14 protein-coding genes are annotated in these 15280 nt (G+C 67.9%); 1 reads left to right on the forward strand and 13 read right to left on the reverse strand.

Annotation, left to right across the window (positions count from 1 at the left end; genetic code table 11):
- Window positions 1-25: 25 nt before the first annotated feature.
- The 12 genes from rseP to sidA form a co-directional block, all read right to left on the reverse strand.
- Window positions 26-1240 carry an RIP metalloprotease RseP gene (gene rseP, locus ACQ66R_RS01425; protein ID WP_430418568.1) on the reverse strand — a complete coding sequence of 405 codons (1215 nt, stop codon included), beginning with the start codon at window positions 1238-1240 and terminating at the stop codon, window positions 26-28.
- Between the two features lie 15 nt (window positions 1241-1255).
- A complete protein-coding gene (gene dxr, locus ACQ66R_RS01430) occupies window positions 1256-2449 on the reverse strand; it encodes a 1-deoxy-D-xylulose-5-phosphate reductoisomerase (RefSeq protein WP_430418570.1) in 1194 nt (397 codons plus the stop codon).
- Window positions 2437-3264 (reverse strand): phosphatidate cytidylyltransferase, encoded by an 828-nt coding sequence (locus ACQ66R_RS01435; protein ID WP_430426182.1) that lies wholly within the window; start codon window positions 3262-3264, stop codon window positions 2437-2439. Before ACQ66R_RS01435 ends, dxr begins: the two co-directional genes overlap by 13 nt.
- The gene (gene uppS, locus ACQ66R_RS01440; protein ID WP_430418572.1) at window positions 3242-4006 is read right to left on the reverse strand and encodes a polyprenyl diphosphate synthase; all 765 of its coding nucleotides are present in this window, start codon (window positions 4004-4006) and stop codon (window positions 3242-3244) included. Before uppS ends, ACQ66R_RS01435 begins: the two co-directional genes overlap by 23 nt.
- A 22-nt stretch (window positions 4007-4028) precedes the next feature.
- Window positions 4029-4595, reverse strand: a complete 567-nt coding sequence (frr, locus tag ACQ66R_RS01445; protein WP_430418574.1) for a ribosome recycling factor — start codon at window positions 4593-4595, stop codon at window positions 4029-4031.
- A gap of 43 nt (window positions 4596-4638) precedes the next feature.
- Complete coding sequence (pyrH, locus tag ACQ66R_RS01450) at window positions 4639-5355, reverse strand: UMP kinase (RefSeq protein ID WP_430418576.1); 717 nt, start codon at window positions 5353-5355, stop codon at window positions 4639-4641.
- 94 nt (window positions 5356-5449) lie between these two features.
- A complete protein-coding gene (gene tsf / locus ACQ66R_RS01455; RefSeq protein WP_430418578.1) occupies window positions 5450-6388 on the reverse strand; it encodes a translation elongation factor Ts in 939 nt (312 codons plus the stop codon).
- 92 nt (window positions 6389-6480) lie between these two features.
- The gene (gene rpsB / locus ACQ66R_RS01460) at window positions 6481-7404 is read right to left on the reverse strand and encodes a 30S ribosomal protein S2 (protein ID WP_430418580.1); all 924 of its coding nucleotides are present in this window, start codon (window positions 7402-7404) and stop codon (window positions 6481-6483) included.
- Between the two features lie 225 nt (window positions 7405-7629).
- On the reverse strand, window positions 7630-7959 hold the full coding sequence (locus ACQ66R_RS01465; protein WP_430418582.1) for a hypothetical protein: 330 nt from the start codon (window positions 7957-7959) through the stop codon (window positions 7630-7632).
- A 121-nt stretch (window positions 7960-8080) separates the two neighbouring features.
- Window positions 8081-8863, reverse strand: a complete 783-nt coding sequence (locus ACQ66R_RS01470; RefSeq protein WP_430418584.1) for a PEPxxWA-CTERM sorting domain-containing protein — start codon at window positions 8861-8863, stop codon at window positions 8081-8083.
- Window positions 8864-9009: 146 nt separating this feature from the next.
- Window positions 9010-12450, reverse strand: coding sequence for a DNA polymerase III subunit alpha (dnaE, locus tag ACQ66R_RS01475; RefSeq protein ID WP_430418586.1), 3441 nt, complete (start codon window positions 12448-12450; stop codon window positions 9010-9012).
- Window positions 12451-12476: 26 nt separating this feature from the next.
- Complete coding sequence (gene sidA, locus ACQ66R_RS01480) at window positions 12477-12575, reverse strand: cell division inhibitor SidA (protein ID WP_421935589.1); 99 nt, start codon at window positions 12573-12575, stop codon at window positions 12477-12479.
- A 117-nt stretch (window positions 12576-12692) separates the two neighbouring features.
- Here sidA and ACQ66R_RS01485 point away from each other — a divergent pair, with 117 nt between their 5' ends.
- Window positions 12693-13859: a hypothetical protein gene (locus ACQ66R_RS01485; RefSeq protein ID WP_430418588.1), complete on the forward strand. Its 1167-nt coding sequence runs from the start codon at window positions 12693-12695 to the stop codon at window positions 13857-13859.
- A 17-nt stretch (window positions 13860-13876) separates the two neighbouring features.
- On the opposite strand, the gene ACQ66R_RS01490 is transcribed toward ACQ66R_RS01485, so the two are convergent.
- Window positions 13877-15205 (reverse strand): amidohydrolase family protein, encoded by a 1329-nt coding sequence (locus tag ACQ66R_RS01490; RefSeq protein ID WP_430418590.1) that lies wholly within the window; start codon window positions 15203-15205, stop codon window positions 13877-13879.
- Between the last annotated feature and the right edge of the window lie 75 nt (window positions 15206-15280).

Here is a 15280-nt window from a genome sequence, read left to right on the forward strand (position 1 = left end):
TCAGCCGTTTGAGGGACGAGCAGGCCTAGGAGAATAGGCCGCCGAACAGATTGAACACATTCAAGCGCTGCAAATCGTTCCAGGTCGCGAACAACATCAATCCGAGAACGAGCGCAAGGCCCACGCGGTACCCTGCCGCCTGAACCTTGGCGGCAAGAGGGCGCCGGGCCACGGCTTCGTACGCATAGAACATCAGATGGCCGCCATCGAGGACGGGTACGGGCAGCAGGTTCATGAAGCCGATGCTCACCGAGATCAGGGCCGCCAACTGCAGCAGGTTGAGGCTGGCGCGCACAACCGTGTCGAGGGGCCCGCTCGAACCGTCGGCGCCCAGCTGGGCGACGTTCTTGGTCACCGTGGCGATGCCCAGTGGGCCGCGCAGCTCGTCGGCATGGACCTGGCCGGTGATCATCCGGCCCAGGTAGTAGATCGTGGTCTCCAGCGTGCGCCACGTCCTCTCGGTCCCGCGGGCGACCGCCTCGATCGGGTTGTAGCGGACCTGGATGAAGTCGGACGGCTGCTGCGCCGGGCGGATGCCCAGCGAGCCCAGCTTCTGGGTGCCCGCGACGGCATCCTGAGACACCCGCCAGCGCGGCGTCGCCACCAGCGTCACCTGGCGGCCGTCGCGCTCGACGACGAACGGCGTCGGCACATTGGCCCGGACGGCGACCACTTCCTTGATGTCGTCGAAGCGGCTGATCTTGCGGCCTGCGGCGCTGATGATCGTGTCGCCCGGTCTGAAGCCGGCGGCTGCGGCCGCGGTGTTGGGCTCCACCACGGCGATTCGCGCCGGCACCACCCACTCGCCCAGCGCCATCAGCAGGCTGGCGAAGATGGCGATGGCCAGCAGGAAGTTCGCGATCGGCCCGGCCGCCACGATGATCGCCCGCTGCCAGATGGGCTTGAAGTGGAAGTAGCGCGAGATCTCGGCGCCCCTGCCCTGCTCGATCAGGTCACGGCGCATGGTCTTCAAGTCTTCGGCGTCCGGGATGCTGGCGGCGTTGTCGTCGCCGGCGAACCGGACGTAGCCGCCGATCGGCGCCCAGCCCAGCCGCCACTCGACGCCGGACTTGTCGGTCCAGGCCGCGATCGCGCGCCCGAACCCGATCGAGAACCGGTCGATCTTGGTGCCCAGCGCCTTGGCCGCCAGGAAATGCCCCAGCTCGTGAACGGTCACCACCACGCCCAGGACGAGCAGGAACGGTATGACCGCGAGGAAGACGTTCTGGAGAAACTGCATCGGGAGCTTCTACTCCTAGGCTGCGGCGAGGTCGCCCACGACCTCATCCGCAACGCGCCGGGCCGCGGCGTCGGTTTGTCTCGCGCTCTCCACGGCGTCGTTGAGTGTGGAGAGGTCGGCCGTTCGGTCCATTCGCTCGAGAGTTTCCGCGACCACGTTGGGGATATCCAGAAAGCGGATGCGCCGGTCAAGGAAAGCCGAAACGGCGCGCTCGTTGGCCGCATTCATCGCCGCCGGGGCCTGGCCACCCGCTTGCAGCGCCTGCTTGGCGATGGAAAGCGCCGGGAACTTGGCTGGGTCGGGATGCTGGAAGGTCAGCGGGCCGGCCGTCACCAGGTCGAGCTTCGGCGCAGGCCACGACAGTCGGTCGGGCCAGGCGAAGGCGCACGCGATCGGCGGCCGCATGTCGGGCGGCCCCAGCTGGGCCAGCGTCGAGCCGTCGGCGTATTCCACCATGCTGTGGATGATCTGTTGCGGGTGAACCAGGACTTCGATCCGTTCCGGAGGCATGGAGAACAGGTAGGCCGCCTCGATAACCTCCAGGCCCTTGTTCATCATCGTCGCGGAATCGATCGAGATTTTGGCGCCCATCGAGAAATTCGGGTGCGCCAGGGCCTGCTCCAGCGTGGCGTTGGCCATCTCCTCACGCGTGGCGTTGCGGAAGGGGCCGCCTGACGAGGTCAGGATCAGTCGCGACACCGACTCGGCGAGCGCTGGATCCAGCACCTGGAAGATCGCCGAGTGCTCCGAGTCGACCGGAATCACCGCGCCGCCCGCCAGCTTCGCCGTCCGAAGCAGAGACGGCCCGGCGCAGACAAGGCTTTCCTTGTTGGCGAGCGCGACCACCGCGCCGGCCCTGGCCGCCGCCAACGTGGGCGCCAGGCCTGCAAATCCAACGATCGCCGACATCACCCACTGGGCGTCCGCCGCGGCCACGTCGGCGACCGCCTGGTCCCCCGCTTCGCTGCGGATACCCGAGCCCTTCAGCCGTTCACGCAGCTCCGGCAGCAGCGACTCGTCCTGGATCACCGCCACCTGCGGTCGCCAGCGCAGCGCCTGCTCGGCCAGCCGCGCCACGTTGCGCCCGGCGGTCAGGCCGATCACCTCGATGTCGACGCCCGCCTGCTCGAACAGGTCGAGGGTCGACACCCCGATCGATCCCGTGGAGCCCAGGACGCTGACCTTGCGTGGCAGGTTCAATGTCCCCATCCCCAGTGATTGGCGAGCCGCAGCGCGGCCATGACCACGACGGCGAACATCAGGCCGTCGACGCGGTCCAGCAGACCGCCATGCCCCGGGATCAGGTCCCCGGAATCCTTGACGCCGAACCGCCGCTTCAGCGCCGATTCCCAGAGGTCGCCGGCCATGGTCGCAAGGCCGACGGCCAGCCCGATGAAGCCCGCCGCGAAGACGTTGAGCTGGAACGCCGGCAGAGCCGCCATCAGGGCCCCTGCCCCCGTCGCGGCCGCCAGGCCGCCCACGAACCCGGACCAGGTCTTGTTGGGCGAGAAGCGCGGCCACAGCTTGGGCCCCTTGAGCGTGCTGCCGACAGCGAATGCGCCGATATCCGCCGCCCAGGTCGCCGCGAACAGCATCATCGTCCACCAATGCCCCTGGTTCGTGGAACGCAGCCACACGAGGCAGAGCGCGGCGGGCGCGATGTAGAGCACGCCGTAGGCCGTGTCGGCGGGCCGCTCGGCGATGCCGCGCGCGATGATGGCGGCTGCGCCTGCGCTCAGGAGGATCGCGCCCCACGCCCAGATGAAGTCGCCGCGGTAACCCACGAAAACAGCTATAAGAACAGCCGCCGCGACAGCCGCCGCGACCCGCGTGGGCGCTACGGGCGCGCTCATGCCGCCCCACTCAATGGCCAGCAAGGCCACGCCGACCGCGATGACTACGAGATAGGGCCAGCCGCCAAACCAGGCCGCCGCCAGCACGGCCGGTCCCAACACCGCGGCCGACGCGACGCGCAGGCCAAGGTTGGTCCAGTCAAACCGCTTAACCGGCGGCGAGGACGTCATCGGCAACGATTGCGCCATAGCGCCGGTCACGGGCCGCGAATTCGGTCAGGGCGGCTCGGAGGTGCTCTTCGCCATAGTCGGGCCAGAGTACGTCCTGGAAAACCAGTTCCGCGTATGCCGCCTCCCAGAGGAGGAAGTTCGAAAGGCGCTGTTCTCCGCTGGGGCGCACGATGATGTCCGGCGGCGGCGAACCCGCAGTGGCCAGCAGCCCCGCGAACATCCCCTCGTCCAGGTCCTCGGGCTTGCGCCGGCCGGCCGCGACGTCTGCGGCGAAGCGGCGGGCCGCCTCGGCGATGTCGGCCTGGCCGCCGTAGTTGAAGGCGATATCCAGATGGAAGGCGGTGTTGTCCGCCGTCCGGGCCTGGGCGTCCTCGATCAGTCGCACCAGTTCGCGCGACAAACCCTCGCGGCGGCCGATCACCCGCACGCGGACGCCCTCGCGGTTCAGCCGGTCCAGATCGGTCTCGAAGTAGCGCTTCGGCAGCGCCATGAGTTCGGCGACCTCGGCGGCCGGACGGCTCCAATTCTCGGTCGAGAAGCCGAAGACCGTGAGCCAGCCGATCCCGAGCTTGGGCGCCGCAGACACGGTGCGGCGCAGCGCTTCGACGCCGGCGCGGTGGCCCAGGGGCCGCGGCAGACTGCGTTGCTTCGCCCAGCGGCCGTTGCCGTCCATGACGACCGCCACGTGCAGAGGCCGCCCCTCGGGACGGTCCGAAATCGCTGGATTGTCGGCGGCGGCCATCGGGAAACGCGATCCTACGAGATCAAACCTGCATGATCTCTTGTTCTTTGGTTTTCAAGGCTTCGTCCACGCGCTTGATGGCTTCGTCGGTGATCTTCTGCACCTCGGTCTCCATGCGCTTCTCCTCGTCCTGGGAGATGACGCCGTCCTTCTGGGCCTTGCGGCAGTCGTCGTTGGCGTCGCGACGCACGTTGCGGATCGCCACCCGCTGCTGCTCGGCATACTTGCCGGCCAGCTTCACCAGGTCCCTTCGACGATCTTCCGTGAGTGGCGGAATCGGCAGGCGCAGGGTGGTGCCGTCGACCACGGGGTTGAGCCCCAGGTCGGAAGCGCGGATGGCCTTCTCGACCGACACGACCAGTGCGCGGTCCCAGACGTTGATGGTGATCATCCGCGGTTCCGGAACGCTGATCGCGCCCACCTGATTCAGCGGCGTCTGCGATCCGTAGGCGTCGACGCGGATCTGATCCAGGAGGCTGGACGAGGCGCGGCCGGTCCGCAGCGAGCCGAACTCGTCCTGCAGCGCCGCGACCGCCTTATCCATGCGATCCTTGTACTTCGAGATCACGGGCTTCTCGGTGGTGGCCATGGCGGCGTCTCCGTCGTCTTGTCTTGGAATTGGACTGTAGCGGCTAGGCGATCGTCGTGAAGACGCCTTCTCCGTTGAGCACCTTGAGCAGATTGCCCCGTTCGCGGATGTCGAAGACCACGATCGGGATGTGATTGTCGCGCATGAGGCTGACCGCGGACGGGTCCATGACCTTCAGATTCTTGGCCAGGACGTCCTGGTAGCTCAGCGTCTCGTAACGCTGGGCGCTGGGGTCCTTCTTGGGGTCGGCGGTGTAGACGCCATCGACGCTGGTGCCCTTGTAGAGGGCCTCGCAGCCCATCTCGGCGGCGCGCAGGGCGGCGCCCGAGTCGGTCGTGAAGAAGGGCGCGCCAACGCCCGCGGCGAAGATCACCACCCGGCCCTTTTCCAGGTGCCGGACGGCACGGCGACGGATGTAGGGCTCGCAGACCGCCTCCATCGGGATCGCTGACTGCACGCGGGTGAACACGCCCACCTTCTCAAGCGACGACTGCAGCGCCAGCGCGTTCATGATGGTGGCCAGCATGCCCATGTAGTCGGCGCTGGCCCGTTCCATCCCGGCCTCGGCCAGAGCGGCCCCGCGGAAGAAGTTGCCGCCGCCCACGACCACGCAGATCTGCACGCCGGCGCGCGCGACCTGGGCGATTTCGTCGGCCACGGCGGCCAGGGTGGCGGGATCGATCCCGAACTTGTCGCCGCCGACGCCGGCCTCCCCCGACAGCTTCAGGAGGATGCGTTTGTGGCGCGGCTGTACGGGCATGCGGGCGGAATCCTGGCGACGTGTCGGGGGAACATACAGGAAGGGCGCGGTACGTCGAACGTACCGCGCCCTCTTTTGGGTCACGTCAGGCGGTTTAGGCCTGGCCGGTCATCGAGGCCACTTCGGCGGCGAAGTCGTCAGCTTTTTTTTCCACGCCTTCGCCCAGGGCGAGACGCACGAAGCCTTTCACCGTCACCGGCGAGCCGACCTCCTTGGCCGTCTCGGAGACCAGCTGCTCGATGGTCTGGTCCGGGTTCATGACGAAGGGCTGCGCCAGAAGCACGACCTCTTCCTGCCATTTCCGGATCCGGCCCTCGACCATCTTCTCGGCGATTTCCTTCGGCTTGCCCGACTCCATCGCCATCTGCACCTGGATTTCGCGCTCCTTCGAGACGACTTCCGGGTCCAGCTCACTGGCGTTCAGGGCCAGCGGCGGCGTAGGCGTGCCAGCCACGTGGAGCGCGATCTTGCGCGCCACTTCGGCCAGGGTCGCCTGGTCGCCCGCACCTTCCAGCGCCACCAGCACCGCCAGCTTGGCGACATCGTCGCCCTGCTTGTTGTGCAGATAGAGCGAGACGGCGCCCGCATCGACCGACAGCTTGGCCGCGCGGCGCAGCTGCATGTTCTCGCCGATGGTCGCGATCAGGTTGGTGACCACGTCCGAGACCACTTCGCCCTTGGCCGTCTTGGCGGCCGAGATCGCGGCCACATCGCCGCCGACCGCCAGCGCCACGTCCGCGAAGTCGCGGGCGGCTTGTTGGAACTGGTCGTTCTTGGCCACGAAGTCGGTTTCAGCGTTGAACTCGACCAGCACGCCGGTCTTGCCGTCGGCGCCGATCTTGCCGGCCACGAGGCCTTCAGCGGCAGCGCGGTCGGCCTTCTTGGCGGCCTTGGCCAGGCCCTTGGTGCGCAGCCAGTCCATCGACGCTTCGATATCGCCGTTGTTTTCCTGCAAGGCTTTCTTGCAGTCCATCATGCCAACGCCGGATTTTTCGCGCAGGTCCTTGACCAGCGCAGCGGTGATTTCCGCCATGGTCAGCTCCTCTTAGGTCTTTGAATCACGACGGACCCCCATGTGAGGGCCCGTCGTCAGGGTTTTGTGACAGCCAGACGCCCGGAGGCGCCTTAGCCCGCTTGTTCTTCGCTCGCCGCGGGAGCGCCGCCTTCCACCTGGGCGTCGGCCGTCACGGCCTCCGCGGCGGTGGTATCCGGCTCGGCGGCCGCGGTCATCTCGGCTTCGAGAGCCGCCGCTTCCGGCGCCGACACCGCGGGCTCAGCCGCGACTTCCGGCGTCAGTTCACGGGCCAGCGTGGGCTCGATCGGGGCCACCGAGGCGCCCAGGTCGACACCCGCCGCCGACTGGCCGGCCGCGAGGCCGTCCAGGATCGCGTCGGCCATCAGGTCGCAGTACAGCTGGATGGCGCGCGCGGCGTCGTCGTTGCCCGGGATCGGATAGGTGATGCCGTCCGGGTTGCAGTTGGTGTCGAGGATGGCGATGACCGGGATGTTCAGCTTCCGGGCTTCCTGGATCGCGATCGCTTCCTTGTTGGTGTCGATCACGAACATCAGGTCGGGGATGCCGCCCATGTCCTTGATGCCGCCCAGCGACAGCTCCAGCTTGTCGCGCTCGCGCGTCAGCTGCAGCAGCTCCTTCTTCGAGCGGCCCTGGCCGTCGCCGGAAACCAGCGAGTCGGTTTCGCGCAGGCGCGCGATCGAGCCCGACACGGTGCGCCAGTTGGTGAGCGTGCCGCCCAGCCAGCGGTGGTTCACGTAGTACTGGGCGCAACGCTTCGCGGCGGTCGCGATCGGCTCGGACGCCTGACGCTTCGTGCCCACGAACAGGATGCGGCCGCCGCCGGCGGCGACTTCACGCACCTTCACCAGCGCCTGGTGCAGCAGCGGAATCGACTGCGACAGGTCGATAATGTGGATGTTGGAGCGCGAACCGAAGATGTACTTGTCCATCTTCGGGTTCCAGCGGTGCGTCTGGTGGCCGAAGTGGGCGCCGCTCTCGAGCATCTGGCGCATGGAAATTTCAGGCAGAGCCATCGTCTGTATCTCGTCTTTCTTCCGGTTGAACCGCCGCGGGCAAACCCTCCCTGGGGAGGACCGGAACGGACTGAACAGGATGTCTCCCTGCCAGGCCCGCACACCCGCGTGTGGATTGGAGCGGCGCATGTAGGGGGAAAGCGCCAGAAAATCAAGCCGCCCCATCGCGGGCGGGTCGCGCGCAGAAAGTTGATCCGGCGGCCTTCGGACCGCCGACTGCGAAGCTCAGCGGCGCTTGTCGCAGGCGTTGACGTAGACGCTGGTCTCGCAGGGCTTGGCGCCCGACGTCGACGGCTTCGGGCTCGCATAGACCGAGCTCGACTTGTACGGCTCGTACGACTTGAACCCGCCCCCGGCGGACGGCGGGGTCCCATAGGTTCTGGCGCTGCCTGATGGGGGCTGGTGGGCCTCGACGCCATAGGACGGCCGCGGCGCGGAGGACGACGGCGCCCCGAAGCCCGTCGCGGGCTTCCTGCCGCTGTTGAACGTGCCTTGGGCCAGGGTTGGCCCGGCGGCCAGCGCCGCGACGACGGTGACAAGTGCGATCAACTTCACAGCGCGCTCCCCGATTTCTCCCGTCAGAGAAGCACGAGCTTGGCCTTGGCGCGAGCTAAAGATGCCCGGCCATGGCGACGCATCGGCCCCGCAGACCCCGCGCGAGGTTCCGGCGTACGCCTCAGGCCATGATGACCGGGCGCCGCCGCAACGCCATCCCGATCGCGCCGAAGCCCAGGATCAGCAACGCCCAGGTCCCCGGCTCGGGAACGACGCTTTCGGCGACATTGAGCCTGGCCGTGCCGCGTCGCGCCACCGAGTAGCTGTCGTCGCGCAGCATCTCGCCTGTCTCAGGATTGAACGCGTAGTCATCGTGGCTCACGCCGCCCATCACTTCGAAGCCGCCGTTGGCGTCGAGACCGCGCAGCATCACGTAGAGGTCGTTGGTGGTTGTAAGGCCGCCGTACGGCAGAAAGGTCTGTCGCACCGGCAGCGTCGAGAGGGAAAAGTAGTAGCCGTCCTGCCTCACGACGCCCGGATCCGTGTCGAAGACGCGGCCGCCGTTGCTGCTGATGAAGGCCTGGGAGTCACCCCGGTACGGGGGAACGCCGACGTCTACCTGGGTCGCGAACACCCGATACCGGACCTGGTCGCCGTCCACGCCGCTCAGCGCCAGGAGGTCCGCATCCGGCGGCCCCCCCGTGGCCGGGCCCAGCAGCGAAACGATGCGGAGCACCTCGCCTTGGGAGTTGATCGTCGTGTTGTCGAGCCGCCGCGCCGGCGTGAAGTCGATCGTCAGCTTGTGGCTGTAGGGAACGAAGCGATCGTCCGCGATGCAGTCGACCGCGTTGCAGTTCGTCTGCGACGTCATCTGGATATCGAACACGAACTTCGCGGCGTGGGCTGAGGAGCCGCCCATCAGCACAATCGCGGCGGCGACGGAGGCCATGCGGACCACAGTCATCGGAAACTCCCTTCGGAGACCGAAAGCGGCCGGCCTCTCACAGCCTCCAGGGTGACACCCGGGCGTGGCAGCGAAAATTGGCCATAGGTCTTAGGACTAAAGTCGTAGCCGCCGGCCGGATTGACGCGCAAAGGCGGCCCGCGCGATCACAGATCCTCGACGAAGACCACGCCTGGCGCGGTCTTGATTGCACCGCGCACGGCGCCGTCCAGGGTGAAACGGCCAGGCAGCTTCAGCTCGACCTCGCGGCCGGCGCCCAGCTGGGTGGTCAGCAGCACCTCCCCGCCCCGGCTGTTCGTGACGCCCAGGCGCTTCTTGATCGCCTCGATCTCGGCATTGGGCGAGACGTGGACGCGCAGGCCCGCGACCACGTTCTCGATCGCCTTCTCCACGGGTTCGACGTCATCGCCGAAGAAGCGAACCTCGCCGTCGCTGGCCTTGGCCCGCACCCTGAGCGCCACCGCCTTGCCGGGCTCGAGGAAGTCGCGGCACTTCTTCAGGCTCTCGGGCGGAAACAGCACCTCATACTCCCCGGTGGGGTCCGAGAAGGTGACGAAGGCGAACTTCTCGCCCGAGCGCGACGGACGCTCCTGCTTGCGACGCACCACGCCCGCCATCCGCAGCGCCTCGGCGCCGCCGAGGGCCTTGGCGATGGCGTCGGTCAGCAGGTCGGTCCGCTTTCGGCGCAACGCCTCGACCATGTCGTCCAGCGGGTGACCGGACAGGTAGAAGCCTACGGCCGCCAGCTCCTCGTCCAGGCGCTCGGTCGGCGTCCACGGATCGGTGCGCGGCATCTTGTTGCGCTGGGCCTGGATCAGGTCGGCGTTAGAGTCGCCGAACAGGCCGCCCTGGTCTGACTCCCGCTGGGCCGCCACGCTCTGGCTCACGCCCAGCAGGATCTCGGCCGCGGCCATCAGCTGGGCGCGGTTGGGGTGAATGTTGTCGAATGCGCCGGCGCGCGCGAGCGTCTCGAAGGTGCGCTTGTTGACCTGCCGCGGGTCGACCCGCTCGACGAAATCGAAGATGTCGCGGAACGGGCCGCCCTCGCGGCGCACCTGCACCACGTGCTCCATGGCCTGCATGCCGACGTTGCGGATGGCGCCCAGGGCGTAGAGCACCTCGCCGTCCTCCACGTCGAAATCGGCCATCGAGCGGTTCACGCAGGGCGGCCGGATCTTCACGCCGAAGCGCTTGGCGTCCTGATAGAACACCGAGAGCTTGTCGGTGTTCGCGATATCGAGGCTCATCGAGGCGGCGAAGAACTCGACCGGCGCGTTCGCCTTCAACCAGGCGGTCTGGTAGCTGACGACCGCGTAGGCGGCGGCGTGCGACTTGTTGAAGCCGTAGCCGGCGAACTTGTCGACCAGGTCGAAGATCGAGCCGGCCTGCGCGCCCGGCACGCCCTTGGCCTCGGCGCCCGAGACGAAGCGGGCGCGCTGGAGCTCCATCTCCTCCTTCTTCTTCTTGCCCATGGCGCGGCGCAGAAGGTCCGCTTCGCCCAGGCTGTAGCCGGCCAGGATCTGGGCGATCTGCATCACCTGCTCCTGGTAGACGATGATGCCGTAGGTCTCCTTCAGGACCCCCTCCAGCATCGGGTGCAGGTAGTCGATCTCGCGGCGGCCGAACTTGCAGTCGACGAAGGCCGGGATGTTGTCCATCGGCCCCGGGCGGTACAGCGACACGATGGCGGTGACGTCCTCGATCGACCCGGGCCGCAGCTGCCGCAGGGTGTCGCGCATCCCCTGCCCTTCGAGCTGAAAGACCCCGATGGTCTGGGCGTTGCTCATCAGCTCGTAGGCCGGGCCATCGTCCAGCGGCAGCGCGGCCATGTCCACGGCCGAGCCGCGCTTCTCGAGGTACTTCACCGCCCGGTCGATCACGGTGAGCGTCTTCAGCCCGAGGAAGTCGAACTTCACCAGGCCAGCGCTCTCGACCCACTTCATGTTGAACTGGGTCGCGGGCAGCTCGGAACGCGGATCGCGGTAGAGCGGCGTCAGCTGGGTCAGCGGACGGTCGCCGATCACGACGCCGGCGGCGTGGGTCGAGGCGTTGCGGTAGAGGCCCTCAAGCTGCAGCGAAATCTCCAGCAGCCGAGCCACCGCCTCGTCGCGCTTGCGCTCTTCCTTGAGGCGCGGCTCGATCTCGATGGCCTGGGCCAGCGTCACCGGGTTGGCGGGATTGGCCGGCACCATCTTGGCCAGCCGGTCCACCTGGCCCAGCGGCAGCTGAAGCACGCGTCCCACATCCCGCAGCACGGCCCGGGCCTGCAGCGTGCCGAAGGTGATGATCTGGGCGACCCGGTCACGGCCGTAGCGCTGCTGCACGTAGGAGATCACCTCCTCGCGACGCTCCTGGCAGAAGTCGATGTCGAAGTCGGGCATCGACACGCGTTCGGGGTTCAGGAAGCGCTCGAACAGCAGCCCGTACTGCAGCGGATCGAGGTCGGTGATGGTCAGCGAGTAGGCCACCAGGGAGCCGGCGCCCGACCCCCGTCCAGGGCCCACTGGAATGCCGCGGGCCTTCGCCCACTTGATGAAGTCCGACACGATGAGGAAGTAGCCGGGGAACCCCATCTGGGTGATCACCTGGATCTCGCGCTCCAGGCGGGCCTCGTAGTCGGCGACCGGGAAGCAGTTGGCGCGGCCGGCGGCGATCCGCAGCTTCAGGCCTTCCCGCGCCTGGTGCGCCAGTTCCTCGTTTTCCGTGCGCCCGTCGCTGCCCGGGAAGCGCGGCAGCAGCGGGTCGCGCTTGTTGACCATGAAGGCGCAGCGCCTGGCGATATCCAGGGTGTTGTCGCAGGCCTCGGGCAAGTCGGAGAACAGCGCCCGCATTTCGGCTGCCGACTTGAAGCCGTGCTCTGGCGTAACCCGCCGCCGCTCGTCCTGCCCCACGAAGGCGCCATCGGCGATGCAGAGCAGCACATCGTGCGCCGCATAGGCCTGGGCGTTCTTGAAATAGACGTCGTTGGTGGCGACGAGGGGGACGTCCTCCTCATAGGCGAAGCCGACCAGCCCAGCCTCGGCGGCGGGCTCGCTGGGCGAGCCGTGCCGTTGCAGCTCGGCGTAGAAGCGGTCGACGAACACCCGCTTCATCTCGGTCAGCACCGCGCGGCCCTCATCGACCTTGCCCGCGGCGAACAGGTGGTCGACCGGACCGTCGGGCCCGCCCGAGAGCAGGATCAGGCCCTCGCTCAGTTCGCAGACCTTCGCCCAGGGAACATGCGGCTCCTCGCTGGCGTCGATCTCGAGGTACGCGATGGAGGACAGGTCGCAGAGGTTGAGATAGCCGCGCTCGTTCTGCGCGATCAGCATGACCGTGGGGGTCTTGGCCCAGCGCTCGGGCAGCGCCTCGCCGATCCCGCTCACCGGCAGCGCGCAGCCGATGATCGGCTGCACGCCCTCGCCCTTGGTAGCGACAGAGAATTCCAGAGCGCCGAACAGATTGGCCCGATCGGCCAGCCCCACGGCCGGCATCCCATCGCCCTTGGCCAACGCGCCGATCTTGTCGGCCTTGATGGCGCCTTCCAGAAGCGAATAGGCGGACCGGACCCGGAGGTGGACGAACCCTTCGTCGCTTCCCCCTGCCAAGGCCACATCCCCCATCCGCATGGCGGTCAGGTCACAAGACCCGCCACCGAACACACCATCCAGACAAAGCTGGCGACAGAGGCAAAGGCCAGCGATTCCCGAGCCAGACGAACCATCTTCGGCATCCCGTTGTTGAGCGCCTGTGGAGAACCTGTGGGCGCGTTCCGCCTTCGTTCTTATTCCTCTTTTGTTCTCACCGTCAAGCGGTACAATCCCCGGTGGATTTGCGAACGGGGACATACATGTCGGAATCGTGGGCCTCGCTGGCTGTGTCGCTGGCGCTCGCCGCCTATGGCTTGACGCCCACCGACGCCCACGCGGCTGCGCCGTGCGGACCACCCCCGCTCGCCGCCGCATCCGTCGTCCCGCTTCCGGATGAGTTGTCCGAGGACGATCGCCTCGCCGTCTCCGCAGCGATGCATCTGACGGTCGGCGCTGCAGCCGCGGCCACGAAGAACAATCCCGGCGTTGCGGCGTGCCAGGTCGCCAGCTTCGAAGCCGAGGGCATGGTCTGGCAGATCCACACGCGCACGCGGCCCAATCTGGCCTACCACGTGACGTCGTCCGAACGGCCCGACAGCTTCATGGTGACCCAGGGCGTCAACCTGGAAGATGCCCGAGCGTGGGCGGGTTCGCCGTCGCCCGCGGCTCAACTCATCCGGCCCGCGGCCTACTATCTCGTCGCCAAGGCGAACGACGCGAGCGATCTCTTCTTCCTGCGGATCTACGCCGCGGCGCCCGGGTCGAAGCAGGTCGCAGACGACGTCGAAGCGGCTATGAGCGGTCGCCTCCACCCGTTCGGCGCCTACAATGGCGAAGGGCAGGCCGCGAGCGTACTCCTGCCCACGGCGACGGGGATCCAGGCCCAGCTCTATCAGCTGAACGCCCTAAGCGGTCCCGCCAACGCCTACCTCTATGGCCCGGACGGGACCTTCTTCCAGGGGGTCGCGGGCGGCGCGATGAAGCTTCGCGGCTCGCAGGAAGTCTGCCCCGCCGCGGTGGGACAGTTCGAGCTGACTGTCATGAGCATCCTGGAGCCTGGAGACGTCGGGCTCGATCTCGGGTGCCGGTACGACGTCGAGGACAGTCGCATCTCGATGTTCGTGAGCCACATTCCGGACGCCCAGGACGACCGCAAGCGCTTTGCCGCGGCGACGCGCGCGATGCAGCAGGAATCGGGCGTGAAACGGGCCACGCCCGGCTTCCGACCTCTACGAAACGGGATGATCCGTAGCGGCCAGACGTGGATCGACCAGGACGGCGTGGGTCAGGGGCTGTGGTTCACGCGGCGCGGCGCGTATGTGATCGAAATCCGTGCGACCTTCGAGACTTCGCTCTCCGACGACGTCTTCGATCTCGTGGCGACCGTCGCCCAAGAGCGGCCCGCCCCCGGAGCCGAGCCGCGCTGAGATTTCCTCGGCCCCGCCTAGGGTCGCCCAGCCGGTGGGAACGGTTGGCGCTGGCCGCCCAGCTTGTGGACTACGCCGCGGCGCATCACGAACGTCGGACGCTCGAGCTCGGTGACGTCCGCGAGCGGGCTCTTGGTCACGGCGATCAGGTCGGCGTCCTTTCCGGGTTCGAGGGAGCCCAGGGCCTCGCTGCGTCCCAGGAGTTCGGCCGCATCGACGGTGGCGGCCTTGATCGCCTGGGCCGGCGTCATGCCCGCCTGGACCATCAGGGCGAACTCCTTGCCGTTGTCGCCGTGCGACGAGACGCCGGTGTCGGTGCCGAAAGCGATCTTGGCGCCCGAGGCGATCGCCCGCCGGTGGTTGTCCATCGCCGCCTTCGCCGCGATCTCGGCCTTGTCCAGGGTGTTCTTGCTGCGTGACCCGGCCCGCGCCTGCGCCAGCGCCGCCTGGGGGGCCAGCATGGTGGGCACGAACCAGGCGCCGGTCTTCTTGAACAGCGCATCGGTCTCAGGCGTGCCGAAGGTGCCGTGCTCGATGGAGTCGACACCGGCCCGCAGCGCCGCCTCGATCCCGTCGGTCCCGTGCGCGTGGGCGGCCACCTTGCGACCGAACATGTGGGCCGTGTCGACGATGGCCTTCATCTCGTCGTCGAACATCTGGCGGCCCAGCCCGCCGGCGACGTTGGAATTTACCCCGCCGGTGGCCGTGAACTTGATCACCTCGGCGCCCTGGCTGATCTGCGAGCGCACCGCACGGCGGCAGTCGTCGGCGCCGTTGCAGACATTCTCGGCCTTGGCCAGCGCCGCGTCCGCCATGTCGCGGTTCAGGTTGTTCGACGGGTCGGCGTGGCCGGAGCGGATGGCGATGGCGCGGCCGGCCGGCACGATGGTGGGCCCCGCCAGCAGCCCGTTGTTGATCCCGTCGCGCAGCGCCGTGACGCTGCGGATATCGCTGCCGAGGTCGCGAATCGTCGTGAAGCCCGCCTCCAGCGTGCGCCGCGCGTTGTCGACGCCGATGACGAAGTTGTCCTCGATGTCGCGGTTCGCCCCCTCGATCCGCGCCTTCATCTTGTCGTCGTCGCTGAAGATGTGGACGTGCATGTCGATCAGGCCGGGCAGCACGAACTGGTCCTTCAGGTCGACCACCCGCGCGCCGGCGGGTGGATCGGCATAGCCAGCCTGGACCGAGGCCACCTTTCCGTCACGGACGACGATCGTGGACGGCCCCTTGGCCGCCTGCCCCGGCTTGTCCAGCAAGCCCCCGGCATGGATCACGGTGACGGTCTGCGCCATCGCCGGACCGGCAAGGCAGAGCGCGGCGACGGCCGCAGCGGCGAACAGGCGCATGGATGAACTCCCCCGAATTCGGAGCAGCCTAAGTCAGGCCAAGCCTGTGTCCACCCACCATGACGAGCCAGGCGT

The sequence above is a fragment of the Phenylobacterium sp. genome, assembly GCF_965284355.1.
GTDB lineage: Bacteria > Pseudomonadota > Alphaproteobacteria > Caulobacterales > Caulobacteraceae > Phenylobacterium.